This window comes from Streptomyces sp. NBC_01197 (assembly GCF_036010505.1).
Lineage (GTDB): Bacteria > Actinomycetota > Actinomycetes > Streptomycetales > Streptomycetaceae > Streptomyces.
In genome coordinates, this window is record NZ_CP108569.1 from 7534331 (window position 1) to 7561136 (window position 26806).

At 69.0% G+C, this 26806-nt stretch carries 24 protein-coding genes and 4 pseudogenes; 18 read left to right on the forward strand and 10 right to left on the reverse strand.

The annotated features are described in order from the left end of the window. Positions 1–95 precede the first annotated feature (95 nt). The 7 genes from OG452_RS34415 (at position 96) to panD (ending at position 6023) form a co-directional block, all read left to right on the forward strand. The gene (locus OG452_RS34415) at positions 96–332 is read left to right on the forward strand and encodes an MbtH family protein (RefSeq protein ID WP_327299446.1); all 237 of its coding nucleotides are present in this window, start codon (positions 96–98) and stop codon (positions 330–332) included. Positions 333–376: 44 nt separating this feature from the next. Further along, positions 377–1399 (forward strand): guanitoxin biosynthesis L-enduracididine beta-hydroxylase GntD, encoded by a 1023-nt coding sequence (gene gntD, locus OG452_RS34420; protein WP_327299447.1) that lies wholly within the window; start codon positions 377–379, stop codon positions 1397–1399. 15 nt (positions 1400–1414) lie between these two features. After that, entirely contained in the window at positions 1415–2155 is a 741-nt protein-coding gene (locus OG452_RS34425) for an SDR family NAD(P)-dependent oxidoreductase (protein ID WP_327299448.1), read from the forward strand. A gap of 2 nt (positions 2156–2157) precedes the next feature. Then, a complete protein-coding gene (locus tag OG452_RS34430) occupies positions 2158–3402 on the forward strand; it encodes a cytochrome P450 (protein WP_327299449.1) in 1245 nt (414 codons plus the stop codon). Further along, positions 3395–4087, forward strand: coding sequence for a 4'-phosphopantetheinyl transferase family protein (locus OG452_RS34435; RefSeq protein WP_327299450.1), 693 nt, complete (start codon positions 3395–3397; stop codon positions 4085–4087). Before OG452_RS34430 ends, OG452_RS34435 begins: the two co-directional genes overlap by 8 nt. Before the next feature lie 231 nt (positions 4088–4318). Then, positions 4319–5578 (forward strand): beta-ketoacyl-[acyl-carrier-protein] synthase family protein, encoded by a 1260-nt coding sequence (locus OG452_RS34440; protein ID WP_327299451.1) that lies wholly within the window; start codon positions 4319–4321, stop codon positions 5576–5578. A 73-nt stretch (positions 5579–5651) separates the two neighbouring features. Continuing rightward, positions 5652–6023 carry an aspartate 1-decarboxylase gene (gene panD, locus OG452_RS34445; protein WP_327299452.1) on the forward strand — a complete coding sequence of 124 codons (372 nt, stop codon included), beginning with the start codon at positions 5652–5654 and terminating at the stop codon, positions 6021–6023. Between the two features lie 9 nt (positions 6024–6032). Here the strand turns inward: panD and OG452_RS34450 are convergent, their stop codons facing one another. Next, complete coding sequence (locus OG452_RS34450; RefSeq protein ID WP_327299453.1) at positions 6033–7271, reverse strand: sensor histidine kinase; 1239 nt, start codon at positions 7269–7271, stop codon at positions 6033–6035. 72 nt (positions 7272–7343) lie between these two features. Further along, positions 7344–8663: an MFS transporter gene (locus OG452_RS34455; protein WP_327299454.1), complete on the reverse strand. Its 1320-nt coding sequence runs from the start codon at positions 8661–8663 to the stop codon at positions 7344–7346. Positions 8664–8985: 322 nt separating this feature from the next. Between OG452_RS34455 and OG452_RS34460 the strand changes: the two genes are divergently transcribed. From OG452_RS34460 to OG452_RS34475, 4 genes are read left to right on the forward strand one after another with little or no spacing between them, the layout of a single operon-like run. After that, positions 8986–9843 (forward strand): 3-hydroxyacyl-CoA dehydrogenase family protein, encoded by an 858-nt coding sequence (locus OG452_RS34460; RefSeq protein ID WP_327299455.1) that lies wholly within the window; start codon positions 8986–8988, stop codon positions 9841–9843. Between the two features lie 30 nt (positions 9844–9873). Further along, the gene (locus OG452_RS34465; protein ID WP_327299456.1) at positions 9874–10134 is read left to right on the forward strand and encodes an acyl carrier protein; all 261 of its coding nucleotides are present in this window, start codon (positions 9874–9876) and stop codon (positions 10132–10134) included. A 7-nt stretch (positions 10135–10141) separates the two neighbouring features. Further along, a complete protein-coding gene (locus OG452_RS34470) occupies positions 10142–11293 on the forward strand; it encodes an acyl-CoA dehydrogenase family protein (RefSeq protein WP_327299457.1) in 1152 nt (383 codons plus the stop codon). A 15-nt stretch (positions 11294–11308) separates the two neighbouring features. Continuing rightward, on the forward strand, positions 11309–12364 hold the full coding sequence (locus tag OG452_RS34475; RefSeq protein ID WP_327299458.1) for an HAD-IIIC family phosphatase: 1056 nt from the start codon (positions 11309–11311) through the stop codon (positions 12362–12364). Positions 12365–12579: 215 nt separating this feature from the next. Here OG452_RS34475 and OG452_RS34480 read toward each other — a convergent pair whose 3' ends face one another. From OG452_RS34480 to OG452_RS34500, 4 genes are all read right to left on the reverse strand, one after another. After that, entirely contained in the window at positions 12580–13662 is a 1083-nt protein-coding gene (locus OG452_RS34480; protein ID WP_327299459.1) for an FkbM family methyltransferase, read from the reverse strand. A gap of 134 nt (positions 13663–13796) precedes the next feature. Next, positions 13797–14900 carry an ATP-binding protein gene (locus OG452_RS34485; RefSeq protein WP_327299460.1) on the reverse strand — a complete coding sequence of 368 codons (1104 nt, stop codon included), beginning with the start codon at positions 14898–14900 and terminating at the stop codon, positions 13797–13799. A gap of 145 nt (positions 14901–15045) precedes the next feature. Continuing rightward, a protein-coding gene (locus OG452_RS35550; protein WP_442809945.1) for an IS630 family transposase occupies positions 15046–16112 on the reverse strand; the annotation gives its coding sequence in 2 pieces (ribosomal slippage) (positions 15046–15663 and positions 15666–16112; 1065 coding nt in all). A gap of 33 nt (positions 16113–16145) precedes the next feature. Beyond that, entirely contained in the window at positions 16146–16298 is a 153-nt protein-coding gene (locus OG452_RS34500) for a helix-turn-helix domain-containing protein (protein WP_327299461.1), read from the reverse strand. Between the two features lie 975 nt (positions 16299–17273). Here OG452_RS34500 and OG452_RS34505 point away from each other — a divergent pair. From OG452_RS34505 to OG452_RS35555, 4 genes are all read left to right on the forward strand, one after another. Continuing rightward, complete coding sequence (locus tag OG452_RS34505) at positions 17274–17750, forward strand: hypothetical protein (RefSeq protein ID WP_266644833.1); 477 nt, start codon at positions 17274–17276, stop codon at positions 17748–17750. 175 nt (positions 17751–17925) lie between these two features. Further along, a complete protein-coding gene (locus OG452_RS34510; protein WP_327299462.1) occupies positions 17926–18522 on the forward strand; it encodes a hypothetical protein in 597 nt (198 codons plus the stop codon). A gap of 88 nt (positions 18523–18610) precedes the next feature. Continuing rightward, positions 18611–18907, forward strand: a complete 297-nt coding sequence (locus OG452_RS34515) for a hypothetical protein (protein WP_327299463.1) — start codon at positions 18611–18613, stop codon at positions 18905–18907. A 489-nt stretch (positions 18908–19396) separates the two neighbouring features. Then, on the forward strand, positions 19397–20638 hold the full coding sequence (locus OG452_RS35555) for a transposase (protein WP_442810144.1): 1242 nt from the start codon (positions 19397–19399) through the stop codon (positions 20636–20638). A 212-nt stretch (positions 20639–20850) separates the two neighbouring features. On the opposite strand, the gene tpg is transcribed toward OG452_RS35555, so the two are convergent. Further along, positions 20851–21447, reverse strand: coding sequence for a telomere-protecting terminal protein Tpg (gene tpg, locus OG452_RS35560; protein WP_405565169.1), 597 nt, complete (start codon positions 21445–21447; stop codon positions 20851–20853). A 377-nt stretch (positions 21448–21824) separates the two neighbouring features. Between tpg and OG452_RS34535 the strand changes: the two are divergent. Together OG452_RS34535 and OG452_RS34540 are read left to right on the forward strand one after the other, a co-directional pair. Beyond that, positions 21825–22073 (forward strand): annotated as a pseudogene (locus OG452_RS34535) (helix-turn-helix domain-containing protein); the annotation flags it as partial. Positions 22074–22254: 181 nt separating this feature from the next. Further along, a complete protein-coding gene (locus tag OG452_RS34540; protein WP_327299885.1) occupies positions 22255–23136 on the forward strand; it encodes an ATP-grasp domain-containing protein in 882 nt (293 codons plus the stop codon). 48 nt (positions 23137–23184) lie between these two features. Here OG452_RS34540 and OG452_RS34545 read toward each other — a convergent pair. The 3 genes and pseudogenes from OG452_RS34545 to OG452_RS34550 all read right to left on the reverse strand — a co-directional run. Then, positions 23185–23424, reverse strand: a pseudogene (locus OG452_RS34545) (alcohol dehydrogenase catalytic domain-containing protein); the annotation flags it as partial. Between the two features lie 1408 nt (positions 23425–24832). Continuing rightward, complete coding sequence (locus OG452_RS35565) at positions 24833–25207, reverse strand: trypsin-like serine protease (RefSeq protein WP_405565743.1); 375 nt, start codon at positions 25205–25207, stop codon at positions 24833–24835. Then, a pseudogene (locus OG452_RS34550) lies at positions 25107–25473 on the reverse strand (helix-turn-helix domain-containing protein); the annotation flags it as partial. The gene OG452_RS35565 and the pseudogene OG452_RS34550, both read right to left, overlap by 101 nt. A 125-nt stretch (positions 25474–25598) precedes the next feature. Here OG452_RS34550 and OG452_RS34555 point away from each other — a divergent pair. After that, positions 25599–26711 (forward strand): annotated as a pseudogene (locus tag OG452_RS34555) (IS630 family transposase); the annotation flags it as partial. Positions 26712–26806: the final 95 nt, after the last annotated feature.

Consider the following 26806-nt stretch of genomic DNA (forward strand, 5'->3'; position numbering starts at 1 on the left):
CCGGCGCCGTACCGGACGCCGCGGTGACCCCACCCCCCTCACGACCACCTTTCCCTTGCACACGAACCGGTTCCCACCGACAGGAGAGCACAGCCATGGAAAACCCCTTCGAGCGCGCAGACGGCACCTACCTGGTCCTGGCCAACGACGAGGGCCAGCACTCGCTGTGGCCCGCCTTCGTGGAGGTGCCCGCCGGCTGGGAGGTCGTGCACCCCGAGGCCGACCGGCAGGCCTGCCTCGACTACGTCAACGATCACTGGACCGACATGAGGCCCAAGAGCCTGGTGCGGGCCATGGAACAGGAGCAGGCGGACGCGGTCGCGTCCCGCTGAACGGGCCGCCGTATCCCCTCCGATCGCTATGAGGTGTGTGAAAGATGCCCAGACTCGACATACCCGTCGAGTACTCGCTCGACGGTGACGACGTCGCCGCGCTGATGGAATGCGTCGAGCGGCTGAGGGATTCCGGTGGAGACCCAGCCAGCCCGGAGTTCTACGACCGGTTCTGGGACTCCGGCCACCGACTGCCGCCGGGCATGCGCTCGTTCCTGGACGGCTTCCGGCGTTCCGAGCGCTCGGCGTGCGCCCTGGTGCACGGCTTCCCGATCGACGAGACCGCCATCGGGCCCACGCCGTCGCACTGGGAGGCCGCCATCGGCGCCAAGTCGACACGGGACCAGGAGATCTTCGTGGCGCTGTGCGGCATGGCGCTGGGCGAGCCGTTCGCCTGGGCGACCCTACAGTCGGGGCGGATCGTCCAGAACCTCCTGCCCATCCAGGGCGACGAGGAGTGCCAGAGCGGGTACGGCAGCGAGGCGCTGCTGGAGTTCCACACCGAGGACGGGTTCCACCCCGACCGGTGCGACTACCTGCTCCTGTTCGGGCTGCGCAACGACGACCGGGTGCCCACGATCATGGCGTCGGTGCGTGATCTGGAGCTGAGCGACGAGGACCGGCGGATCCTGGCCGAGCCGCGGTTCTACATCCTGCCCGACAACGAACACCTGAGGCAGCTGGAGGCACGCGACCCGAACCACCGGGCGCTGGCGAAGATGCGCCGGATGCAGCAGCAACCGGAGGCCACCGCCGTGCTGTTCGGCGACCGGCTCAACCCCTACCTGCGCATCGACCGGCCGTTCATGCGCATCGCCGGGGAGGACCGCGCGGCCGAGCACGCCCTGGACCGGCTCATGGCCGCACTGGAGAGCGTGCAGCAGGACGTGGTGGTCGGCCCCGGCACGCTGCTGGTGCTCGACAACTACCGGGCGGTGCACGGCCGCAGGGCCTTCCGCGCGCGGTACGACGGTACGGACCGCTGGCTGAAGCGCCTCACGGTCACCCGCAATCTGCGCCGGGGGCTCGTCAGCCGTGAGAGCGACAGCCACCGCGTCCTGCTCTGAGGGGGAGTTCCCGACATGCGAACAATCGTTGTCTCCGGTGCGTCCAGCGGCATCGGGAAAGCGACGGCCGAGCGGTTCCTCGGCTCCGGCGACTACGTCGTGAACCTGGACGCGGTCCCGCCGGAGGAGGCCGGCGGCCTGGACCGGCGGTGGATCGAGACCGACGTGGCCGACTGGGGCGCGGTGCGTGACGCCCTGGCGCGGGTGCACGACGAGCGTGGACGGCTGGACGTCGTCGTGGCCAACGCCGGCATCAGCAAGCGGCGCGGGGTGCTGGACCTCGCCGAGGAGGACGTGCGGCGGATCGTCGACGTGAACCTCCTCGGGGTGCTCGCCCTGTGGCGCCACGCCGCCGAGTACATGGTCCGCCAGGGCCACGGGGTCCTGCTGGCCACGGCGTCGGTCAACGGCTCGCGGGGATACCCGCTGTACGCCGACTACAACGCGACCAAGGCGGGTGTCGTGTCGCTGTGCCAGACGTTCGCCATGGAACTGAGCCCGCGGGTGCGCACCGCGTGCGTGACGCCGGGAGCGGTGCTCACGCCCATGCAACGGGCCGAGTACACCGACGAGATGCTGGCGGAGGTGAACGCGCGGATCCCGGCCCGCCGCCATGCCGCTCCCGAGGAGATCGCCGAGGCCTTCTTCTTCCTGGCCTCGGACGCGGCGGCGTTCGTGACCGGCCAGGAGTTCGTGATCGACGGGGGCGAGACGGCCGGTGCGACCACGGCCTTCTTCCCCGACACCAGGAGCTGAACATGATCAACCGTCCGCTGCTCGACCCCGGCGCCCTGGAGGGCGTCGATCTCGCCGATCCGCGACTGCACGCCGAATACGACCTCACCGAGGTGTGGCGGCACCTGCGCGACACCGCGCCCGTCCACCGCCACCCCGCGACCCGGCGCGGCGACGGCTTCTGGGTGATCACCCGCTACGACGACGTGGCGACCGTCTACAAGGACGGCCGGCTGTTCTCGTCCGAGCGGGGCAACGTCCTCGACACCCTGCTGGCGGGCGGTGACTCCGCCGGCGGCCGGATGCTGGCCGTCACCGACGGAGCCCATCACACGGCGCTGCGCTCCGTACTCAACAAGCACTTCACCCCCCGTGCGCTGGAGGTCATCGTCGACAGCCTTCGCACGGCCACCTGGAAGCTCATTGAGGACGCCGTCGCCAAGGGCGAGGGCGACTTCGCCGCCGACGTCGCCGCCAACATCCCGCTGGCGGCCATCTGCGACCTGCTGGGCGTGCCGCAGTCCGACCGCGCCCACATCCTGTCGCTCACTCCGTCCGCCCTCGCCTCCTCCGACGGCGCCCCCACGGAGGAAGGCACCTGGAGCGCGAAGAACGAACTGCTGCTCTACTTCTCCGAACTGGCCGCATCACGCCGCGCCAAGCCCTACGACGACGTGGTGAGCCTGCTGGTCACCAGTGAGGTTGGCGAGCGCCCACTGAGCCACGAGGAGATCATCTTCAACTGCTACAGCATCATCATGGGGGGCAACGAGACGACCAGGTTCGCCATGATCGGCGGTCTGCTCGAACTCATGCGCAACCCCGAGCAGTGGCAGGCGCTCAAGAGCGGGCAGGTCAGCCTGGAGACCGCCATCGAGGAGATACTGCGCTACACCACGCCCAGCCTGCACTCGGGCCGCACCTCGACCGAGGACTGCTTCCTGGGCGGCGAGTTCATCGAGGCCGGCGACATCGTCACCGTCTGGAACGCGTCGGCCAACCGTGACGAGCGGCAGTTCCCCGACCCCGACCGGTTCGACCTGGCGAGGACGCCGAACAAGCATCTGACGTTCGCCTACGGCCCTCACTTCTGCATCGGTGCCTACCTGGCCCGGGCGGAACTGAACGCCGTGTTCGGCGGGTTGCGCGCCATGGCCGCCGACATGTGGCTGACCGGCGAGCCGCGACGGATCTACGCCAACTTCCTCAGCGGATTCGCCACCCTTCCGGTGTCCTTCACCCCGGACCCCTCCTTCACCGGTGCCTGACACCGGGGCGCCCGCGGGCCGGGCCGGGGGACTGCGCGGCCTGGTGCCCGCCCGGGTGGCGGTCCAGGAGACGTACGAGGACCTCGACGACGGCACCGGGCTCTTTCCCGAGGAGAGGGAAGCGGTGGCCGGAGTGGTGGACGAACGCCGCCGCGAGTTCAGCACCGTACGCGTCTGCGCCCGCCGCGCGCTGGCAGAGCTCGGTGTTCCCGCCGTCCCGCTGCTGCCCGGACCCGGGGGAGCACCGCGCTGGCCGACCGGGGTGACCGGCAGCATGACGCACTGCGCCGGTTACCGGGCCGGCGTGGTGGCCCGGCTGCGGGACGCCTCGGCGCTGGGCATCGACGCCGAGCCGCACGAGGCGCTGCCGCCGCTCGTCGCGGACCGGATCACCTCGCCGACGGAGCGGAACCGGGCGCGGCTGCTGCGGGACCAGTCACCCCACGTGCACTGGGACCGGCTGATGTTCTGTGCCAAGGAGAGCGTCTTCAAGGCACTCCACGTGCTGACCGGGCACTCGGTCGGGTTCACCGACAGCGACATCACGCTGCGCACGGACGGCACCTTCACCGCAGGCCTCGGCGATCCCCTTCCCGTGCGGGGCGGCGACCCGATCGCCCGCTGCGACGGCCGCTGGACGGTACAGGGGAGCTACCTGCTGGCGGCCGTCGTCGTACCCGGGTGAGCGGTGCCGGGCGCGGGCCGTCTCCGGCACTTCCTGCGGACCGGTGCGAGTTGCCGGGCACTTGCCTGGAGTGCGGCAACCGGCCCCAGGCATGATGCGACCGCGCCGCCACCGAGGTCCGCCCCACCGGGCCGCAGTCGGCACCGGCCGGACATCAGCCGCCATGCGTCGATCCGACGAACGCCGGCCTTCTTCCCCGCTCGGGCCACCTGACGCGAAAGGGACACGTTCATGCCCACGCCCTCCGAGAGTGTCGCCATCACCGGTCTGGGTGCCATCAGCCCACTCGGCGGGGATGTGGGCACCACCTGGTCCGGTCTGCTGGACGGACGTAGCGCCGTACGGGCGCTGGACGACGACTGGGCCGCCGCACTGCCGGTGCGCATCGCGGCCAGGGCCGCGGTGGAGCCGGCCGGGATGTTCAGCCGGGTCGACGCCAGGCGGCTCGACCGCTCCAGCCAGTTCGCGCTCATCGCCCTGCGCGAGGCATGGGCGGACGCCGGGTTCACCGGCCCCGCCGGCACCCACGGGGCACCTCCCGGTGACCGGGTCGGCGTCGTCGTGGGCAGCGGGCTGGGCGGGTTGTCCACCCTGCTGCACAACTACGACGTCCTCAACAGCCGTGGCGCGCGCGGCGTCTCGCCGTTCGCCCTGCCCATGCTGATGGCCAACAGCCCGGCGGCGCAGGTCAGTATGGAGATCGGGGCGCAGGCCGCCGTGCACGCGCCGACCAGCGCGTGTGCCGCCGGCGCGGAGGCGGTGGCGGCCGGTCTGGACCTGATCCGCCTCGGACGGGCCGACGTGGTCGTCGTCGGAGGAGCCGAGGCGATCATCAACCCGCTGACCATCGCGGGCTTCGCCAGCATGACCGCCCTGTCGTGCCACAACGAGGAGCCGCACCGCGCCTCCAGGCCGTTCGACAAGAAGCGCGACGGCTTCGTGATCGCCGAGGGCGCGGCCATGCTGGTCCTGGAGTCGATGCCGCACGCGCGAGCACGCGGCGCCCGTGTCTACGGTGAGCTGGCCGGAGCGGGCGTGAGCGCCGACGCCCATCACATCGCCCGCCAGGAGCCCAGCGGGCGGTCGATGGCCCGCGCCCTGCGCAGCGCGCTCGACGACGCCGGCCTGGGCACGCCGGACGTGGCGCACGTGAACGCGCACGCCACCTCCACGCCGGGCGGGGACCTGGTGGAGAGCCGGGCCATCTCGTCGGTGTTCGGCCCGCGGGCCACCCCGGTGTCCGCGATCAAGTCCATGACCGGCCACCTGATCGGAGCCTCCGGCGCGCTGGCCGCGGTCTCCAGCGTCCTGACAGTGCACCACCGCCTCGCCCCTCCGACGATCAACGTGGAGGATCCGGACGACGCCGTGGAACTGGACGTCGTCCGGGACGTGCCCCGCGCACTGCCCGCCGGACAGGTCGCCGCCGTGAGCAACTCCTCGGGATTCGGCGGGCACAACGTCGTCCTGGCCTTCCGCACCGCCTCATGATCCCGGTCCCCAGCCTTTCCTGTTCCCCTTCCCCCTTGCAAGAGTTCCGACCTACCGAAAAACGAGGAAGACGATGCGCCGGACCATGATGAAGTCCAAGATCCACCGGGCCACGGTCACCCAGGCCGACCTCAACTACGTGGGCTCGCTCACGCTGGACCCGGTTCTCATGGAGGAGGCGGACCTCCTCGTCGGCGAACTGGTCCACATCGTGGACGTCAACAACGGCGCACGGCTGGAGACCTACGTCATCGAGGGCGAGCGCGGCTCGGGCGTCGTCTGCATCAACGGGGCCGCCGCCCGGCTGATCCAGCCCGGGGACATCGTCATCATCATCGCCTACGCGTCCGTCGAGGACGAGGAAGCGGCCAAGCTGGAGCCGCGCGTGGTGTTCGTCAACGGCGAGAACGGGATCGTCAGCGTGGGGAGCGACCCCTCCGTCTGATCCCGTCCGTCACACGGGCAGTTCCAGCAGGACCCGGAACCCCTCCCCGGTGGGACCGGCGTCGAGCGTGCCGCCGAGGATCTCGGCCCGCTCGCGCATGCCCCGGAGGCCGTAACCGGGGCCGCTCACCGCGGCCTCGGCCGGCGGCGTCGAGATGCCGGACCCGGCGTCGCGGGCCCGGTCGTCTCCGGGCGCGCGGTCCACGACCTCCAGCCGAACGGTGTCCCGCTCGTACTCCAGGCGGATCGTCACGCCGTGTCCCCGGGCGTACTTGCGGATGTTGGTGAGCGCCTCCTGGGCCACCCGCCGTACGGCGTGCGACGCCTCCCCGCCGAGCGGACGGGGTTCGCCCTCCACACAGACCTCGGCCCCGAGTTCGCCGCCCATATCGGCCAGCGTCGAGGCGATCGGCAGCTGTTCGCCGCGCAGGGCGGACAGCGCCTGCCGGGATTCGACCAGCCCCTCCTGCGCCATCCGGCGCGCGTTCACCACGAGCTCCGTCACCTCGCCGGCGTCGGCCCCGCGCTCCAGCAGCAGCCGAGCCGTCTCCAGATGCATCAACTGAGCGGACAGGCTGTGCGCCAGCACGTCGTGGATCTCGCGGGCGATCCGCGCGCGTTCGTTCAGCGCCGCGGACTCCGCCTGCGCGTCGCGCGCGATCTGCTCGGCCGCCCGCGCCGCCCGCTCCTGGGCGAGCAGACGCCACACGGCAGCCCGCGCCTCTCGGTCCTGTCGGCTCAGGCAACCGACGAGCAGACACGCCCCGGCGAGCAGCGAGAAGACATGCCAGCCCCGGCCTGCCTCGGCGAGCACCAGCGCGGCATCGGCGGCACCCGTGTAGGCGACGGCCAGCCATACGGGCGCCAGGTGCGTCATGGACACGATGGGCACACACAGCAGCCCCACCGCCAGCAACTCCGAACCCAGCAGCTGGGCTACGGCCACGCACGCCGCCAGTACGGCCAGCGCGCTCGCGACCGGCAACAGCCGCCGTTTCAGGGCCATTTGGCGGGCGGCCACGGACGTGGCCAGTATCAGCACGATCAGCCCGGACAACGCCACCCGGCGCAGGGGGGCAGCGGACCCACCAGGGACCTTGACGATGGCCACCACCAGGACGAGCGCCAGCAGCACCGCCCGCACCCAGCCCCCGACCCGCCGGACATGGGCGCTGGCGGACCGGTGGACCGCGTCGGCCGCGGGCCAGTCCGTCCATACATGTCGTCGCGTCGCGGGCATGTCCGGCATCTCTCCGTCGTCCTTCCCTCTGGCAGCCGACGACAGACGCCGTCATGCCGTCCTTCTCGAGGGGCAGGATGCCTACCCGTGCGTCCCGCTGGACGCGGTCCCGGCGCCGCGGGCCTCGCCATCGGCAGGCCCTGTGAGTTCCACGACGTCCTCGAGCGGAATGTCCAGCACGCCGAGCGACCGGCTCCTGTGAAGGACCACCGCCAAGGCTAGCATCGCAATCATCAGCGTCAGGACGGCGCCGGGCACGCCGAACAGGTCGGCGCACAAGCCGGCGACCAGCGGACCCGTCCACTGCAGGCATTGCATCCCGAAGCGGGTCACGGCCGCCACCCGCCCGCTGAACTCGTCCGGTACCAGCCGGGCTTCGTAGGACTCCAGCACGACGTTGAGGGGGACGGTCGCCACCATGGCGATCAGCAGGACGGCGCCGATCTGCCAGGGGCGGGGTACCGCGGCGACGGCGGCGAAGGACTCGACGAAGAGCCACATGGCGATGACGACGACGGTCTTCGCCCGCAGCCTCCTCATGATCCGCGGTGTGACGACCGCGCCGACGACGCCGCCCACGAGTGCCGCCGCGTTCACCGACCCCACTGCGGTCGGACCGCCGCCGCGGTACTTGACCAGAGCGATGAGCAGCAGCAGAAAGCCCTGCGTGACCGCGTTGAGGAAGGCGCCCCACACGACGGTGAAGCGCAGGTAGGGGTGGTGCCACACCATCCGTCCGCCTGCGGCCAGACCGCCGAACAGGCCCTGGCGGCCGGTTTCGGAGGGGTCCGGACCCAGCGGCCTGCGGATGAGGGCGACGCCCACCGCGGCGCACACGTACGACACCGCGTCCGCGAGGAACGGCAGCCAGCGGGCCGTGGCGAACAGCAGCCCGCCCAGCGGCGACCCGATGAGCTGGGCGACCAAGTCCCGTCCCATGCCCTGCGCGGTGGCCGCTCCCACCTGCTCCCTGGGGACGATACGGCGCAGGGCCGGAGTCGCCGCTCCCATGGTCAGGCCGGAGGCCAGGCCGCTGAACAGGGCGCAGGCCACCAACGAGAGCAGCGGGGCGCCGCCGCGGTGCACCAGCCACGCCGCCACCGCCAGCGCGACCGCCTGGACCAGTGGCCCGCAGATCATGATGGCCCGGCGCGACATCCGGTCGGTGAGCGCGCCCCCGACCAGCGTCATCGTGACGGAGCCGAGCAGGTTGGCGGCACTGATGCTTCCCGCCTGGGCCGCGGAGCCGGTGGCGTAGAGGGCGTAGAGCGGAAAGGCGATGGAGGAGACGCTGCTGCCGAGCGTCGACAGTCCGGTTCCGGCCCACCAGACCATGTAGTCGCGGTTCTGCCACAGCGACGGGGGGCTGTCCGAGGACGGTCGGTGCTCCAGCTGTGCCATGCCGGCGATGCTGCCCGGCCCGGATCATGCGGGCCAGGCAACGAACCGGCATCACCGACGGGATCGGGCGCCGGTCCAGTTGCCGCATTGTTGCCTGGAGCGACACGGGGCCCGCTGACAGGATTCCGGCGTGAGAGTGCCTCGGGGCCCTGCGGCCGACAGCGAGGCACTGGCGCGGGAGCGTGGGGCCCCGATTGTCCGGGGCCCCACACCGGCCCACCGACCGGTGGTCCGGATCGCCCCGCGTATGACGCCCGAAGCCGGGTCGGCCCTCCCCACCTCCCTCTCCGGGGGCCGGGATCCACGAGGAGTGTGAAGAGACATGAGGACCGTCGGTGTGGTCGGCGCGGGGACCATCGGACGCGGGCTCGCGCAGAGTCTGGCCATGACCGGGCACGAGGTCGTCCTGGTCGACATCGCCGAGGAAGCCCTCGATGACGCCCTGGCGCAGATCAGACGCGACCTGCGGTTCGCCCGCATGCTCGGGGCGCAGTCGGCCGGCGCGCACGAACCCGTCGACACCGTCCTGGAGCGGCTCCGCCCCACGACCGACCACGCCGAGCTGAAGGCGGCGGAGTTCGTGGTGGAGAACGTGGTCGAGGACTGGGACGTCAAGAGCGAGGTGTACCGGATCCTCGACTCCGTGTGCCCCGAGGAGACGGTGTTCGCGGCGAACACCTCCTGCGTACCCATCACCCGGATCGGCGCCCAGACCCGTCGGCCCGACCGCATCCTGGGCATGCACTTCATGAACCCGGTTCCCCTCAAGCCCGTGGTCGAGGTGATCCGGGCGGTGCACACCTCCGACGCCACCGTGGAGACGGCGCTGCGCCTGCTGTCCGGCATGGGCAAGGAGGGCATCGTCGTCAACGACTCCCCGGGCTTCGTCTCCAACCGGGTCATGATGCTCGCCGTCAACGAGGCGGCGTACCTGGTGTACGAGGGAGTCGCCGACGCGGCCTCGGTGGACCGGATCTTCACCACCTGCTTCGGCCACCGGATGGGGATGCTCGAAACGGCCGACCTCATCGGTCTGGACACCATCCTGCGCAGCGTCGAGGTCCTCCACGAGAGGTTCGGCGACAGCAAGTACCGGCCGTGCCCGCTGCTGCGGCAGCTGGTCGACGCCGGATACCTGGGGCGCAAATCCGGGCGTGGCTTCCACACCTACGAGCAGTAGCGACCGAGATCGACTTAAGGACGGACGATTGTGACTACCGAGCAGCCGGACGGCATCCGTGAAGAGGTCCGACAGTACCTGGCCGGACACCTCGGCCGGCAGGTGCCCGACGACGAGAACATCTTCGCCGTGGGGCTGGTCAACTCGCTGTTCGCGGTGCAGCTGGTGACCTATGTGGAGCGGCAGTTCGGCGTCGTGGTCGAGACGGACGAGCTCGACCTCCGCAACTTCTGCTCCGTCGACGCCGTCACCGGCTACGTCGCCGGCAAGACCGCCTCCGCGGTCGGATGAGGCAGCAGTGCGACTGACATTCACCACGGAACAGCGCGCGCTGCGTGCGGAGTTCCACGCGTTCGCGAAGTCGGAGGTCGCACCGGAGGCCGCCCGGCACGACTGCGAGGAGCGGGTGGGGCGCGCCCTGATCGACCGCCTCGCGGAAGTTGGTTTCCTGGCCTCGCTGATCTCCCCGGCCCACGGCGGGCGCGGCCTGGACCACCTCGGTTACGGGTTGCTGCACGAGGAGATGGGCCGGGCGTGCTCCAGCACCCGCAGCCTGCTGACGGTGCATGACATGGTGGCGCACACCGTGGAGCGGTGGGGCGACGACACCCAGCGTCGCACCTGGCTGCCCCGGCTGACCGCGGGCACGGCGATCGGCGCGTTCGCCCTGAGCGAGCCCGACGCCGGCAGCGACGTGGCCGCGCTCGCCACGCGCGCCACCGCCGACGGCGACGCATACCGGCTCGACGGCACCAAGTGCTGGATCAGCTTCGGTGCCATCGCCGATGTCTTCCTCGTGTTCGCCCGCGCCGACGAGGGACTCACCGCTTTCCTCGTCGAACGGGACACCCCGGGCCTGGAGGTCGTACCACTGGCGGGCATGCTCGGCACCCGCGGCGCGATGCTCGCCGAGCTGCGCCTCACGGGATGCCGCGTGCCGAGGGCGAACCTGCTCGCCGGACCCGGACGCGCCCATCCGTTCATCGTCACGGAGGCACTGACCCTGGGACGCTACAGCGTGGCCAGCGGCAGCATCGGCATCGCGGGCGGCTGCCTGGCCGAAAGCCGGGACCACGTCGCCGAACGCGGACTCATGGAGCACCAGCTCGTCCAGCGCCTGCTCACGCGCATGACCGTGCACTACGAGGCCGGGCGGCTGTTGACGTTCCAGGCCGGCGAGCTGATCTGGGAGCGCCACGCGGACGCGTCCATGGCGGCGATCAAGGCCAAGTACCTCGCGGCGACGAACGCCGCGGAGGCGGCACACGACGCGGTGCAGGTGCACGGGGCCGCCGGATGCACGCCCAACCACCCGGTGAACCGGTATTACCGGGATGCCAAGGTCATGGAAATCATCGAAGGCAGCACCGAGGTGTGCGAAGGCCTCATCGGCCGTTTCGGACACGCGGATGTCGAGTCGTACGGCGCGGCCTCGCCGAAGACGTACTGAGGAAAGGGCGGAGCAATGCGGAACGCCGATGAGGACGTGGCAGAGCGCCCCATGGTCAAGTGCGTGGTCTGGGACCTGGACAACACACTGTGGAAGGGGGTGCTCCTGGAGGACCCCCAGGTCGTGCTGCGCGAGGACGTGGCGGAGGTGATCAGAGTGCTCGACTCCCGCGGCATCCTCCAGTCGATCGCCAGCCGCAACGACGAGACGGTGGCCATGGGCCGCCTGAAGGAGGCCGGCCTCGACGAGTACTTCCTCGCGCCGCAGATCGGCTGGAACGCCAAGTCGGCGTCGGTCTCCCGGATCGCCGAGGAACTCAACATCGGCCTGGACACGTTCCTGTTCGTCGACGACGACGCGTTCGAACGCGCGGAGGTCGGTGATGTGCTGCCCCAGGTGCGCACCGTCGACGCGGTGGAGGCCGCGGCGCTCGCGGAGCGGGCCGACCTGACGCCGCGGGACCTGACCCCGGAGGCCGGGCGCCGGCGCTCGATGTATCAGGCTCAGTTGCGGCGGGCCCAGGCGGAGGAGTCGTTCGCCGGCCCCGCCGAGAGCTTCCTCGCCACGCTCGACCTGCGCCTGGTGCTGCGTCACGCGGGGCCGGGCGACCTGCGCCGGGCCGAGGAGCTGACCGTGCGCACCAACCAGCTCAATGCGACGGGTTACACCTACGACGCCTCCGAGCTGGAGGCGTTTCGCACCTCGCCCGATCACGACCTGCTGGTGGCCGAGCTGTCCGACCGCTTCGGTGACTACGGCACCATCGGCGTGATGCTGGTCGAGCGGGCCGCACAGGTGTGGACCCTGAAGCTGCTGCTGATCTCCTGCCGCGTGATGTCCCGCGGAGTCGGCGCGGTGCTCCTGGGCCGGCTGGCCGCCCGCGCCAAGGACAAGGGCGTGACACTGCGGGGGGAGTTCGTCCCGAGCGGCCGCAACCGGGCCATGCTGATCACCTACCGGTTCGCGGGCTTCGACGTCGTCTCCGAGTCCGCGGACCGTACCGTCTTCGAGTACCGCTCCGACACGGTTCCCCAGGTGCCCGACTACCTGCACCTCGCCTCGGACATCTAGCCGGATCCGGTCCGTGCCAGGGCCGGTCCGAAGACCTCGGCGCGGTGGTGCCGGTGGCCTCCGCCGTCCGCACCACCGCGCCTTGGCGTATCCCGGTGCGCGACCGGGGGTGTTCTGACGCGAGCTCCCGTGTGCCGAGCCGGCCGCGCACATGCCGACGGCCGGCCGGCCAGGTCGCCCCGTCCGGCCGGCCGTCGCCGCTCTCTCCCGCGGTCCTACAGCGGCAGGCTGTCGACCATCACGAGCGCGTCCGGCAGCGGGTGCCCGGGCAGCCGCCCGCGCAGCCAGTCGAGCAGCTCCGCCTCCTGGTGCGCGGTGCCCCCGTTGCGCAGGTGATCGGCGACCACCGGACGCGGATCGTCGGCGTACTCGGGCCGGATCGCCGTCAGGGTGTGCCGGTCCGTTCCAGTGAGGAGTTCGTCCTGCACCGCCCAGGTCGTGAACCCGTGCTTCTCCAGGAGCGAGACCACTTCCGTCAGACGCCCCTCGGTCTCCGAGCCCGTGCTGTCGTGGACCTCCATGGCGATCTGCCGCACGAGCGGCCAGTGCTGCTCGTCCAGGCCGTGCAGGACGTCCAGCTCGGCCCGCTGGACGTCGACCTTCAGCAGGTCGATCCGCTCGACGCCCTGCTCGTCGATGACCTCGGACAGCCGCCTGAGCCGGGCCGGCTCCTCGGTGGTCCGGAAGAGGGCGGGGGCGTACTCGTCGAAGTGGTCGATGAGTTCGTCCCGGGCCTTGGCGAGTCCCTGGTTGCGCTCGTTGAGCAGGTACGTCTTCATGACGTCCGCCTCGGCCTGCGGGTCGGAGTAGTCCTGCAGGCCCGACATCCAGGAGTTGCCGGGATAGAACGCGAAGCTGACCTCGGCCTCCCGGTCGGCCAGACCGTGCCGGAAGACGTGGACGCGGTCGCCCGCCAGCGCGGCGTTGCGCTCCAGCAGGCGGTGCACCGGGGCCAGCGGCTCGAAGGCGTAGAGCGTGGCGCTCGGGCAGTTCTCGCGCACGAAAAGTGAGAACATGCCGATGTTGGCACCGACGTCGAACACGACGGCGTCCTCGCGCAATGTCACCCCGCCCCGCATGTAGGAGCGTTGGACGAAGATCTCGTCGTACAGGTACTGGGTTTCGTGCTGGTTGACGCCCTGGACCTGGTCCAGGGCGAAGGAGCGGGGTCCGGACTCGCTGGGCACCACGTAGCAGACGGTGCGGGGCCGGGGGCCCGTGTCGTCGACGCGGACCGCAGCCCCCCTCACCGCAGGGTGTTCGAGCACGGCGGCACGGACGTCGTCCTGTGGGCTCATCGTGTGTTCCATTCGGCGGTCCAGTAGGAGTGGAACCTCATGCTCGGGCCGCCGAGGGCCCTCTCTCCAGGCAGCGGAGCGGCAACTGAACGGCAGGTTCATGTGCCGCAGGTCCGTGGGACGGCGCGCTGTGCTCAGACCGGTACCGCGACGGGCCTGGCGGCGAGATCGCTGACGTACTCGTTGACATACTCACGGATCAACGTGGGTACGCGATAGACGTACTCGTGGCCGCGGCGCACCTGGACGACGGAGTTGTCGACGAGTTCGGCCAGCACCTTGATGTTGTCGGCCGGGCTGTCGTCGGCGCCGGAGTCGAAACCCGTCACGTCCTCGATGGTGAACGGGTTCTGGATGGCGGCCAGATGGTGCAGCAGGGTGCGTTGGGAGAGGTTCAGCAGGTCGTAGCTCCACTTGGCGGCGCTCGACAGGGGGCGATGACGGGAGAGGCTGCCCAGGCTGATCTGGTCGAGGATCGGCAGGAGGGGAGCCTCTTGGAGCAGCGTGTTCAGCGACACCGACCTCAAGCGGTGCGCGGCCACCTCTATGGCCAGCGGCATCGCGTCCAGCCGCGTACACAACGTTGTCACGGCGGGGAGGCGGTCGGTGATGTCGAGGGTGGGGACGCTGGTGTGCGCCCGGATCAGGAAGAGTTCCACCGCGGGCGAGTGCCCTGTGCCGGACGGGCTGTCCACGGGGAGCGGTGCCACCTCCCAGGAGGTCGCGGACATCAATGCGAGCGGCCGGCGGGAGGTCACGATGATGTCCAGGCCCGGATGCTCATGCAGCAGTCGCTGTGACACCTCGGTCACGGCCTTGAGGACATGCTCGGCATTGTCGATGACGAGGAGCATGCGAAACTCCGTCGTCTGCCAGGCCGGCGAGCACGACATACGGGTCTTCACCGCCTCGGTCACCGCCGTCAACGCCTCGCGCTCCCGGTCCCGTTCCGGCAGCAGCGAGCCCAGTTCGACCACGGCGACGCCGTCGCGGTACATCCGCTGTAACTGGGCTGCCGAGGCAAGGGCCAGGCGGGTCTTGCCCACACCGCCGGACCCGGTCAGCACGAGCAGGCGACTGCTCTTCACCGCGGCGCACATGTGCCGCAGATCGTCCTGCCGGCCCACCAGGACGTCAGTTTGCGGGCGGATACCCAGCCACGGAACGGTACTGGAGGGGCTGTCTAACTCTCCGGCAGGGACGTCGGCGCCGTTGAGGACGGTATGGTGCGCCGCCATGGCGGCCTCGGAAGGGAGAGGGAGAGGCAGTGACGACAGCGGCCGGGGGGCTGTCTGCAGGGCCTTGAGAATCAGTTCGACGGTGGCTCTTCGCGGGTTTCTGTTGGTAGCTACTGAGGTTGAACTCGGGATGTCGTGCTGATGGTCAGGCGGGGCGGATGGTCAGGCCGGTCTCGGTGAGACAGCCGTCGATGAGGTGGCTGCGGTACTGGATGTGCCGCAGGCCGCGCCGGACGGTCTGGACGAGGTGTTCGGGGGTGCTGAAGGCGACGTTCGAGAGCCATCCGCGCCGTAGGAGTGACCAGATGCCCTCGACGGGGTTGAGGTCGGGTGCGTAGGGCGGCAGGTAGTAGATGGTCAGCCAGTCGCGGGTTTCGGCGAACTCTCTCAGGCCGGCTGCTTTGTGGACGTTGAGGTTGTCCCAGATGAGCACGATGGGGCCGTCGAGCTGCTGGTGGGCGGAGATCAGCAGGTCGCGGTAGTCGCGCCAGGAGAAGCTCTTGCGCCCGTCACGGTTGCCGTCGTCGCGGCGGGGCCGGTAGACCAGCCTCGACCGGTGGCCGGGTTTGTAGCAGGTCAGCGCTGCGATGGATATGCGCCTGCGGGAACGGCCGCGGACGCGGACCACCGGGGTGCGGCCGCGTGGCGACCATGTCTTTGCGTGCGGCGGCGTCATGGAGAAGCCGGCTTCGTCTTCGAAGACGAGCCAGGCTCCATGGGCCGCCGCGAGCCTTCCGCGCAGGGCCACACCTCCTTGACCCACCCCGCGACCGCGTCGTCGTCCCGCTCCATCGCTCTGCGGGCCGGTACCTGGCAAGACCAGCCGTTGCGCACCAGCAGCTTGCGCACGCCCTGGATCGTGTATGTCAGGTGAAAGCGTCGGCCGATCACCGTCGTGACCCGGGCAAGCGTCCAGCGCTGGTCCTGCCAGCCATGCGCGGCCGGGCCTTTGGCCAGCTCCGCTTCAAGCTGCGTGAACTGCTGATCGCTCAGTTTCGGCAGCGACGCTGGCCCCTGCGACCGCAAGGATCGCGGGCCGCCCTCGGCCCACGCGTGACGCCATCGCTGGACCGAGCGGACACTGACCCGCAGATCTCTGGCGATCGCTGTACTACCCTCGCCCAGGGCGAACCGCTCGGCCGCCTTGAGCCGTAACTCTTCGCGAAACTGCTGTCGTTCGGCGGTCAGCCCGCCCCCTTGTGGATACCGCATGACTCCGGTGATACCGCAGCCACCGACCAGTCGTCACCCCTTACGACACCACGAGTTCAGCCTCAGTAACTCCAGGTTGCGAATGGTTCTGACACTGACTCCGGAGCGCTCCGCCAGTGCCTCTTGACTCCAGCCTGCGGCTCTGCGGGCTGTCGCGATGACAACATGGAGTCTATTTATTTCCATCTGCTATTCCCCGTTTCGTGGTCTAGCCGGAATTTGCGGTTTCCCGGTTCAACACAACGTTTCTTTCTGGAGGAGCAGGCGACGCCACCAATGTGTCCCGTACGGCGGAAATTCATCCCCCGACGGCAAACTGACGGGGTGATTTCGGCGGCTTGGGGTGTAGATGTCCGTTACACGGTATGGGCCATGGATTCAGTGAACCGCCGAGGACTGGGCGGTTCCGATTTCCGGCCCTGTCGCCTATGTCTGCGTGAAGGACCGACGATCAGAAGAGCAGCAAGTGCTCGGTAGTGCGGCCAGGCCGTCCGCAAAAGGTCGCAAAAAAACCGGTCGCGCGCATTGTTTCCCCCAGTTAGTCATTGGCGGCGCGGGGATCGCCCGACGCCGGAACCGGACCAGGGCCCACGCTAAGGCTCACTTTGATCGCAAAGCAAGGAGATTAGTGTAGTCGTTCGATTACGTGGGGTGACAGGAAAGAGCCTTCTCCAGGTCAGGTCCACTTTTGTCGCGGCCTGCACCTAGCCAGTCGACCGCCTTGGCTTTGCGTGACATTGCCACAGGCTTGTCGACAGATTTACCTTCCGGCAGTGCTGTCTGAGGTTGCCGGCCCGTAGCCGGGCCGCCCGACGGGGGGCGGGCGACCCGGTTCCGAGGGCAGGAAGCGGCCGACGCACTCATTCGTCCTCTGATGGTGCGCTACTTTTCGGACGCTCCTTTTCGGCCCCTCACCACGTGAACCGCGGCCCTTCGAGGTTAGGGGAGGGCGGCATGGGCGCGCCTCCACCCCGGGGTGGAGAAGATCTTCTCCACCCCGGGGTGGAGAAGATCTGGAACCAGGGTTGGAAAAAACGCTGTGTGGCAAGGAAGGGCAGGCGAGATCGCTGCCTTATTGGATAACCTGCTCCTCACCGTCGCGGCTTTGCGCACAGCGGGTCCGCGGCCGGACGCGAAGAAAAAACCTAGGAGGTTCCGCGCGTGAACAACACCACCAGCGCTCTGATCGGTCTCGTCATCCTGGCGCTGCTCATAACCCGACAACTGCGCGCGCGTCCGATGGGCAGGTCCGTGCCGCTTGTCCTCCTCGGAGTGCTCGTGGTGCTCGGCGTGGCCGCCATGGTGTTCGGAGTGAAGTCGGTGACGACCCATCACCCGCTGTCCGCCGGCACCCTGACCATCGTCTGCCTGAGCTTCGTGGTCGCCGCCGCCTTCGGAGCCGTGCGGGCGCTGACCATGCAGGTGTGGCGTGGCCCGGCCGGGGAGGCCTTCTGCAAGGGCACGATGATCACCGTGGTTCTGTGGCTGGTCTCGATGGCCGTGCACTTCGGCATGGACGCGTGGATCGACCACTCGGCCAAGGCCGGTGTGCTCGGATTCTCCACGATCTATCTCTACCTGGCCGTCACCCTCGGCATCCAGGCCGTGGTCGTGCGCCGCCGCGCGGCCGCCCTCTGAACCCGGCCGCTCCGAGTGCAACGCCGTCCCCAGACCGCCAACAGCACCAGCCGGGATCGGCGGTCACTGGTGCAGTCGAAGCGCGCTTTCTGATCCTCTTCGGCTCGTCCAGAGTGATGCCCCGCATGCCGAAATCATCGAAGCGTGCCAACGGCGCATCTTCGAGGCGCGGCGGGTGTACGAGAAGACGAAGGGCCCCGCGCGGGAGATCTATTTCAGGTGGGCCGGACCCGCCGTTCAGCTCATGCACCAAAGCAAGGCGTTCAAGGACATCGAGGATCCCGACGCACCGGGCCAGACCTATCGGTCCTTCCGGAAGTGGTGTGCGGATCAGGGGGTCTCGCGGTCGCACGCCTACCGGATGCTGGACGAGAAGCCCGTGGCGCTCGCGCTCCGCAAGGCATACCGGGGCCATCTTGACTCATCTCAGATTGAGATCCTGGCTCCCCTGCTCCGACAGCACGGTGCGAAGGCGACTGAGGATGTGTGGTCAAGCGCTACCGAGCTCGCGGGCGATACCCCCGATGCCAGGGCGCTTGCTGCCGTCCGTGACAAGCTCGGATTCGGCACAGTCCCCGAGGACGACGAGCCACCGGGCCCCGAGAAGGCGATCAAGGTCTCGCGGCCGAAGCCGCCCACCCAGCGACTGTCTGCCGACCGGTTCAACGCCGACGAGGTACGCGCCTTCGCACGTGAGCGCCCTGACTTGATGCGCCTCATCATCGCTGCGGGACAGCAAGCCATAGATGAGATAGAAGGTTCCGCGAAGTAGGAGCCCCGTCCGCAAAAGTGTCCCTTGAAGGGACACTTCCGGGGCTACGGTGGTGGGGCGGGCCGCCCGCGTCCAGGAGGAGGATGTCGTGACCGCACAGCCTGACCACCACGACCATCGCGCCGCGTCGCGCCCGGCCATGGGCACGTTGGCTGAGCTGCGGACCGCGTTGGCGACGTGGGAATTCCCTGGCGATCTGGCGGAGTTCGAGCGTGAGCTGGACGCGACAGACCTCGATGACCTGTCCCGGGTGCGGGAGGTTGTCCAGGCCTACCGGCACCGTGTGCTCCTGCGGTTCGACATCGAGGGCGCGGCGGCGCTCACGCGGTCCACGGCGGATGTCACGGCGGAGCTCCGCCGCAAGATGGCTTCGGCTGAGCGGTGAGCGCCGCGTTCTACAGCGATGCCGTAGAGAAAATCCGTGGTGAGCTGGCCCGGGGTGAGCGGGCCGCAGTGGAGTCTGTGCGCCGTGCTCTGGAGCGGGTCCCGGATCCCGATCACGCGCGCGGCCTGCCGGACGCCGACCCGCACTCGGAGTCGTACGTCATCGAGGTGTTGCCGGAGGTGACCGGCGGCCGGGGGGGTCTCGGTGGTCTACCGGTACGTCCAGGACCTGGACGCGGTGCTGATCCTGTGGCTGATCGCGGGTCCGTGAACGAGGTGCCGGTCTCATGCCTGCGTTGAGGGTTGGACGCGGACGGCCAGCGGCCCGTCCCGGGGAAACCCGGGGCGGGCCGCTTTGCATATCACCCCCGGTCTTGCGGGGGTACCGTCCTAGCAACACCACATTGCGGGAACGGAGTTGACGTCCATCATGCCAGCGTGGAGTGAATACAGCACGGGCCAGCGAATCAAGATCCTGCGCGGCCGGGCCATGACCCAGAACGATCTCGCCGAGGCGTGCCGGCTGTCTGCCGAGACGATCAGCGCCGCAGAACGCGACATCGCGCTGACGCTGCCCACCCTCCTGTCCATCAGTGCCGCGCTGCATGCCGATGTTGCGGTGATTGTCGGGCAGGCCGCGCCCCGCAGGTCGGCCACCCACGGCGACCGTGTGATGATGCGCGCCTTGTCGGCGGCCGTGCACGACACCGCAGCCGGAATCCTGCCGACCGCGATGGAGGGGTCGCCCGCTCTTGACGAGCTGCGCCGGGTGACCGATCGGGCGTGGGATCTGTATTGGCAGGGCCAGTACGACCAGGTCGGCACGATCGCCGCGCCGTTCCTGCGGGATGCGGCCGCCCGCCTTCACGTCCAGGCGGACGGCGAGCGGGCGGAGGCGTGGTCGGTGCTGTCCGACGCTTACCGGGTGTCCGCCTACGTCGCCAACCTGCTCGGTGCGCGGGATCTGGCGTACGCGGCGATCGGACATGCTCGCCACGCCGCCGAGAAAGCCGTTGACCCGCTGCGTGCGGCGCTGGTGGACTCCGGCCGCGCCTGGGTCTACCTGCGTGACTCGCGCCTTGCCGATGCTCTCGCGCTCGCGGAGAAGGCCGCTGTGGACATCGAGCCCCGGTTCTCGACCGCGACCCCCGCGGAACTCACCGTCTACGGCTCTCACATCAACTTCGCCGCAGTGGTGGCGAGCCGGATGGGCAACAGTGACCGGGCCGGCGACTACCTCTCCCAGTCCCATGCGACCGGCGCCCGGATGGGCCGCGAGCGCGGGGCATACGGCACCCTGCACGGCCCCGTCACCGCGAGCGCTCAGGCGGTCGGCATCAAGGTGTCGTTGGGGGAGACCGGCCAGGCCCTCGCGCTCATCGACTCGATGCGCGACTACCGCGACCTGCTGATCTCCGCCCACCAGCAGCTCGACGGCCCCATCGTGCTCATCTGGGACAACCTCAACGTCCACAAAGCAGCCGGCCTGAGAGAGTTCGCCGAAACCCGCGACTGGCTGACCATCTACTACCTGCCGCCCTACGCACCCGACCTCAACCCCGTCGAGGGCATCTGGTCACTCCTACGGCGCGGATGGCTCTCGAACGTCGCCTTCAGCACCCCCGAACACCTCGTCCAGACCGTCCGGCGCGGCCTGCGGCACATCCAGTACCGCAGCCACCTCATCGACGGCTGTCTCACCGAGACCGGCCTGACCATCCGCCCCGCCTGACCATCAGCACGACATCCCGAGTTCAACCTCAGTAACAAAGGCGTTGGACGTGGCGGTGTGTGATGAGGCAGGTGGCGAGGCTAAGAGGTCATCTCATTTGGCACGGTCGGTAGGCTGTCGTCATGGTGGGGATCGTTGAGCGGCTGATGCCGGCCAGGCGCGCAAGGCCATCGCGACGCTGACCCCTGACGCGGGCGCTCGATGAGGCAGGCTCAGCCGATCGAGCATTCGGCGAACTCGACGTCGCTGAAAGCGATGTGCAGCCCGTGGGCCCGGCGGCCCCACTCGCGAAAGTAGGAGTGTCCCAGCGCCCGGGCCAGGATCACCGTCTGCTGCTGCTCACCCGCGCCGGCATCCCGAGCAGCGAACAACTCCCGGGCTACCTCTCCCGGCAGATCCTGGGTGATCCACCGCACCCGCGGATCGTCCGATGAGCCTGCAGGAGCCGCGAATCCGAATCGCGCACGGGTATGGGAGACGAGCCCCTCCGCCTTTGCCTGGGCACGCCGACGGGCCCGTACTCGGGGCTGCCACCGAGCCAGGACCGCTTCCTCGATCGCCCGCACCTGCGTCGACCCCGGGGGACGACGCGCTCCTGGCTTCTTCGTCACCCACCGCTGCACGGTGCGCTGCGACACCCCCAGCACGGCGGCTACCCTCCGAGTGGAACCACGGTGCACTGCCAGCAAAAACCGCAGGCGGGCCTCGGTGCTTGAGGGAACGGGCCGGGTGCGCAACGCGCGCTCCAAACCCTGCTCGATCCGTCCCACGTCCGCCTCTCGAAGCCGCCAGCCGGCAAGGCCGGGCACCTGCAGTCCGTCGTGTCAGTTCTCCCAGGTCGTCTGCCCCTGCCTGCCAGTTTCTGCATTCTCGGGACAGCGCTGGCTGACACAAGCTACGAGCCCTTGGGTGAGCACCGGTGACAAGCTGGCGGCTCAGGTCACGACGGATGTCGCCGACATTCCGGTGTTGTCCTTCCGGTATCGAGCCCCCAAGAGGGGCGAGGCAGGAGCTCCACCGGATGGAGAACTGGAGTGATCCTTCGACTGCGCTTCGTCCGCAACGTCGTCCGGCAGGAAGCCGCCATGAGGGCCACCCTCGTCGTCGTGGCCGGCCTGCCAGAACGCGTCGATGCATCCGGCGGCCGTGTCGGCGAGCTGCCACGAGGTGGGGCCCAGGTTGCGGACTGCGCCGACCCGCGGCAAGAGCGCGCTCAAGGAGTGCCCGGCGGCCACCCCGGCAGGCTGGCCTGTCCGCCGCAGGCCAGCGCCGGGCGAAAGGGCTGCGTCGCGAAGAGGTCGCGATGCTCGCCGGAGTCAGCGCCGAGTACTACGCCCGCATGGAACGGGGCAACCTCGCAGGTGCCTCCGAGGCCGTCCTGGACTCCCTCGCCCCGATGCAGCTCGACGAATCCGAACGCGCCCACCTGATGGAGCACGAGGAACTGAGGCTCCCGGTCGCCGTGCTCAAGGTCGGCGGCCGGGGTCGCGGGCAGGTGCTCGTGCATGCCCGCCGCTCCGGTCCAGCGCCGGGCGGGGCGGGGGGCGGCTGACCAGGAGGTCAAACGCCACTGCTCAGGCTTGCTTTGCGGAGGAGCCCTGGGAGATGCTGCCCTGGTGATCAAGCCGACTGTAATTATTGCAAGTACTCAAGAACGGTCCGAAAGCGCCGAATCTGAGAATCTATTGCTTTTGGCTGCGCTGACCGAACGGGGCGTGAAAGCACGTGTCGAAGCATGGGATGCCCCGGAGCAGGTAGCCGGCTGGAGCACAGCGGATCTTGTGACGGTCCGGACCACCTGGGATTACACCTGGCGACGTGACGAGTTCCTGGCCTGGGCGAAACATGTGGACACTGTGACCGTGCTGCAGAACCCTCTCGCGGTGATGGAGTGGAATTCGCACAAGCGCTACCTGGTCGAGCTTGCCCGTGCCGGAGTACCGGTTGTGCCCACTACGCTCATTCCCGCCGGTGGCCCGCACGATCCGCTGGGTCCGGACCCCGTGGTGATGAAACCGGCAGTCGCGGCAGGCGGACGGGGGGCATACCTCGGCCCGGGACACGACCTTGACGGAACCCTGACGGACCTCCTTTCCCAGGGGGATGTGCTCATTCAACCGGTTGTGGAAAGCATCGCCGCCGAGGGAGAGATATCACTCGTGAAAATCGGCGACACGTGGTCGCACGCGGTGCGGAAAATACCGGCGGCCGATGGCTTCCTCGTACAGGAAAGTCACGGAGGCCGGCTGGAAGGATACGAGGCCACCCCACGTGAGCTGGAAGTGGCCCAGAGTGCGTTGGCCTGCTCACCGGCACCCGTGCACGCGGCCCGCGTCGACCTGGTTCGCATTGCCGGTGAGCCTGTGGTGATGGAGCTCGAACTCATCGAACCGGACCTGTTTCTCCGGCGCTCTCCACGGGAGGCTGACCGCCTCGCGGACGCGCTGCTGCCGAATCTCCAGGAAATTGGACAGCGGCTGCCCCACCGGCCCCGCTGACGTGGCCGGTACGACGACCTGTTCCGCGTAGGCGCCCCCGTGCGGACCGGTGAACAGCACGAGCACTACCACCCGTTGGCCCACTTCGAGTCGACCGTCGGCCCCGGGCCCGAGTTGGTCGATCACTCCGGCGGCGTCCATGCCCGGTACGAACGGAGGCCGTCGGCCGGGCATTCGCACCGCGTGCCCGCCCGTACGCAGCATGATGTCCGTGGGGCTCACCGCGGCCGCGTGCACCCGGACACGGACCTCACCAGGGCCTGCCTGAGGTTCGGGCAGATCCAGCATCCGCAGGACCTCCGGGCCCCCAAACTTGTGGCGGCGGGCGCGGCGATGGCCGGCATGTGCGCCGGCACCGGTGGCCTTGGGTGCATGCTCGCGGGCGGAGCGATCTGGGGCTCCGCGGGAATCATGGACTACTCAGTCTCGCACCGGTGCGATCTCTCGGTTTGGTGACAGTGGAGTGAGAGACAGCGGGCTTGAGGGTGTTGATGCTGGTCATGGGCTGTGTCAGGGCTGAGAGGTATCTGTCCTGGAGGTGAGAGATCCACGGGGCATCGCTGTCGTGGAGCGCTATCGCGTGCGGGGTGACGCTGCCTCAGTTTCGTGAGTTCTGATCCGTGCAGCGAGAGCAGGACCCGGCCCTGAAAGGAGCGGGTGGTGGTGCGAGTGGGGCTGTGCCGTCGCCCGGACGTCCGACAGGCTCGGGGTACCAGGTCCCGCGCGAGAGCCGCTCCCGCGCACGGCCCCGCTCTCGGACGCCGATCCCACCGTCACCGCGACCGCCGTGGTGGACATGCTCGGTGTAACCCGCAGCACCGCCCAGTACGCGCTGACCTGGCTCCGCGCGGAAGCTCCGGAGCTTTGCCGGTCCTGCGCGGACGTGGGCGGGTGCCAGGGGCCGGTGTCTCTGCCGGTCAAGGGGCCGTATTCACCGTTCTGCTCCTGCACGGGGTGCGAGGCCGCCTCACCGGGCAGGCGGTTGCCCCTGTTCGGAACCGACTAAAGAGTCCGGGTCGCCGACATTCATGAGCCGGTCCAGCAGAGCCAGATCGGCCGGGGCCGGAACCACCGGACCGGTCCCCATCGAGGTCATTACGTTTCGAAATCTGTTAGTCACCGTGAGTGGCCACCGGTGGTTGTTTACCCAGATCATGGAGAACTTGATGGTTTCGCGTGCACACGCGAAAGGGCCTCGCGGCGGAAGCTCGCGCGCCATGCGTGTCGGAGCGCCGTCGACGTATGAGAAGGCGGCCGTCCGCTTCGTGTCCGCAATGCCCGCTGGTCGTTGCTGTGGATGGAAGTGTCCATCGCAGAGAGTAGTCAGCAGCTTTGCTGCCTGAGAGGTACGGAGGGAGGTGCGTGACCATGTTGCTTCCGGTGATGACCGGCTGGTGGAAGTGGTAGCACAGCACGCATGTGGTGGCTGTCCGTCGCCGTGGCCGCGGACAGTCACCAACACAACCTGGAGGGCTGAAGTGCTGGCGCGGGCCGGTTCGGTGGCCCGGAGAACGCCTCGGAACAGTGAGTTCAGGCGGCCCAAGCGGCTCTGGCAAGGTGTTCGCTGTGTGCGTGAAGTAGTCCTGACACTTCCTTCTGCTGCTGCCGACCGACAGGTTCGTCATCGGGGCCCGGGGACACGCCTCGGACTGGCACAGCCTGTCCGAGGCGTGTCGCGTACGGGTCTGACGGTGGTTCACTGCGACTCGAGCCACCGTTTGAAGTACGAGGCGCTGCTGAAGAGGGAAGGCTTGTCGCACCCGGGACCGCCGCCGGAGGTGATGCCGACGACGACGCCGCCCAGGACTGCGGGGCCGCCCGCGTCGCCGTTACAGACAGCCTTCTCGCCGTTGGCCGGGCCTGCGCAGAACCTGCCCGTGGTGTCGAAGGGAGCGCCGGGCTCGCTGTAGACGCCGGCGCAGGAGTCCCGGCTCAGAACTGGCAGTTGCGCAGGCCTGAAGCTGCTGGGGCACGTAGGCGGCGAGCTTGCGGATGGACCAGTGGGTGAAGGGCTGCCCGAGCGTGGTCGGGCGGGTGGTGGCCGTCTGAACGACGAAGTCCTCGTCGTCAGGACTGAGTAGGCGGGGACGGCCTCCCGCCCACCGAGGGTCCAGAGCGGCCAGGCCGATCTCGTTGAACCGGTGGATGACATCGCGCACCGTGCCCTCATCGGCCTGGACCCTGGGCGATCACCGGGACCCGGTTTCCACCGGCCGAGGCCGGTAGCATCATCGCCCGCCGGTAGCGGACGGTGTTCGTACTGCCCCGCCGCACGATCCGCTGTAACTGCTGGCCCTCCTGGTCTGTGAGCCTACGGACCCTGACCGGCTCTGCCATCGCACCCCTCCGAGCTTTACGTCTCAGGACATCCAACCGGCCAAGGGCTCGCCAGCGCCAACCGGGTGGACCTATGCGGTCAGAGCGCTAGTGTCCTGCGCCTGAGATCCGTCGTTAGTTTGTGTATGAGTGCCTCTGGGGCTGTGCCGGTGCCACGTCGTGGCCCGAAGTTGGAACCGTTGTTGTTGTCCGCCGATGAGCGTGTGGTGTTGGAGCGTTGGGCCCGGCGGGCGTCGTCTGCCCAGGCGGTGGCCCTGCGGGCCCGCATCGTGCTGGCATGTGTCGGCGCCGATGTTCCGCCGATTGTCGTGGTGGCACGGGAGTTACGGATCGCGGCGGACACGGTCCGCAAGTGGCGTCGCCGGTTTCTGGCCGGCCGGCTGGACGGGTTGGTGGACGAGCCGCGGCCGGGCCGGCCGCCGAGCATCAGTGTCGATCAGGTAGAGGCAGTCGTGGTCAGCACGTTGGAGGAGATCCCGAAGAATGCCACTCACTGGTCGCGTGCCTCGATGGCCGACTGCAGTGGGCTGTCGAAGTCGACCGTGGGCCGGATCTGGCGGAAGTTCCAGCTCAAGCCGCACCTGAGCGACACTTTCAAGCTCTCGACGGATCCGTTGTTCGTGGAGAAGGTCTACGACGTGGTGGGGCTGTACTTCAACCCGCCCGAGGGCGCGGTGGTGCTTTCGGTGGACGAGAAGTCCCAGATTCAGGCCCTGGACCGCTCTCAGCCGGTGCTGCCGATGATGCCGGGCATGCCCGAGCGCCGCACCCATGACTATGTTCGCAACGGCCTGACCACCTTGTTCGCGGCTTTCGACGTCGCCACCGGTGAAGTCATCACCAGCCTTCATCGTCGGCACCGGGCAGCGGAGTTCAAGAAGTTCCTCGTCAAGATCGAGAAAGAGGTCCCCGGGCACCTCCAGGTCCACCTCATCGTGGACAACTACGGCACCCACAAGACACCGGCGATCAGGGCATGGCTGGCCAAACACCCCCGGTTCCACCTGCACTTCACGCCCACCGGCTCCTCCTGGATCAACCAGGTGGAGCGGTGGTTCGGCTTCCTCGCAGACCAGAAGATCCGTCGTGGCGCCCACAAAAGCGTGCGCTCGCTGGAGGCGGACATCCGTGCATGGGTCAAGCAGTGGAACGAAAGCCCGACCCCGTTCACCTGGACCAAAACAGCCGAAGAGATCCTCGACTCGCTCGCCCGCTTCTGCCAACGGATCTCTGGCGCAGGACATAGTGCGGTTGCGGTGCGGTGTTCCTCATCGGCGAGACGGGCGGCCATCGGCCGGTGCCACGCGCTGATGGCTGTACGACCCCTGCGGTG

Bases quoted from the DNA above. Each gene is read 5' to 3' on its own strand.
- OG452_RS34415 (WP_327299446.1), top strand. From the start codon at position 96: ATGGAAAACCCCTTCGAGCGCGCAGACGGCACCTACCTGGTCCTGGCC.
- gntD (WP_327299447.1), top strand. From the start codon at position 377: ATGCCCAGACTCGACATACCCGTCGAGTACTCGCTCGACGGTGACGAC.
- OG452_RS34425 (WP_327299448.1), top strand. From the start codon at position 1,415: ATGCGAACAATCGTTGTCTCCGGTGCGTCCAGCGGCATCGGGAAAGCG.
- OG452_RS34430 (WP_327299449.1), top strand. From the start codon at position 2,158: ATGATCAACCGTCCGCTGCTCGACCCCGGCGCCCTGGAGGGCGTCGAT.
- OG452_RS34440 (WP_327299451.1), top strand. From the start codon at position 4,319: ATGCCCACGCCCTCCGAGAGTGTCGCCATCACCGGTCTGGGTGCCATC.
- panD (WP_327299452.1), top strand. From the start codon at position 5,652: ATGCGCCGGACCATGATGAAGTCCAAGATCCACCGGGCCACGGTCACC.
- OG452_RS34450 (WP_327299453.1), bottom strand. From the start codon at position 7,271: ATGCCGGACATGCCCGCGACGCGACGACATGTATGGACGGACTGGCCC.
- OG452_RS34455 (WP_327299454.1), bottom strand. From the start codon at position 8,663: ATGGCACAGCTGGAGCACCGACCGTCCTCGGACAGCCCCCCGTCGCTG.
- OG452_RS34460 (WP_327299455.1), top strand. From the start codon at position 8,986: ATGAGGACCGTCGGTGTGGTCGGCGCGGGGACCATCGGACGCGGGCTC.
- OG452_RS34475 (WP_327299458.1), top strand. From the start codon at position 11,309: ATGCGGAACGCCGATGAGGACGTGGCAGAGCGCCCCATGGTCAAGTGC.
- OG452_RS34480 (WP_327299459.1), bottom strand. From the start codon at position 13,662: ATGAGCCCACAGGACGACGTCCGTGCCGCCGTGCTCGAACACCCTGCG.
- OG452_RS34485 (WP_327299460.1), bottom strand. From the start codon at position 14,900: ATGGCGGCGCACCATACCGTCCTCAACGGCGCCGACGTCCCTGCCGGA.
- OG452_RS34500 (WP_327299461.1), bottom strand. From the start codon at position 16,298: ATGGAAATAAATAGACTCCATGTTGTCATCGCGACAGCCCGCAGAGCC.
- OG452_RS35555 (WP_442810144.1), top strand. From the start codon at position 19,397: ATGACCCAGAACGATCTCGCCGAGGCGTGCCGGCTGTCTGCCGAGACG.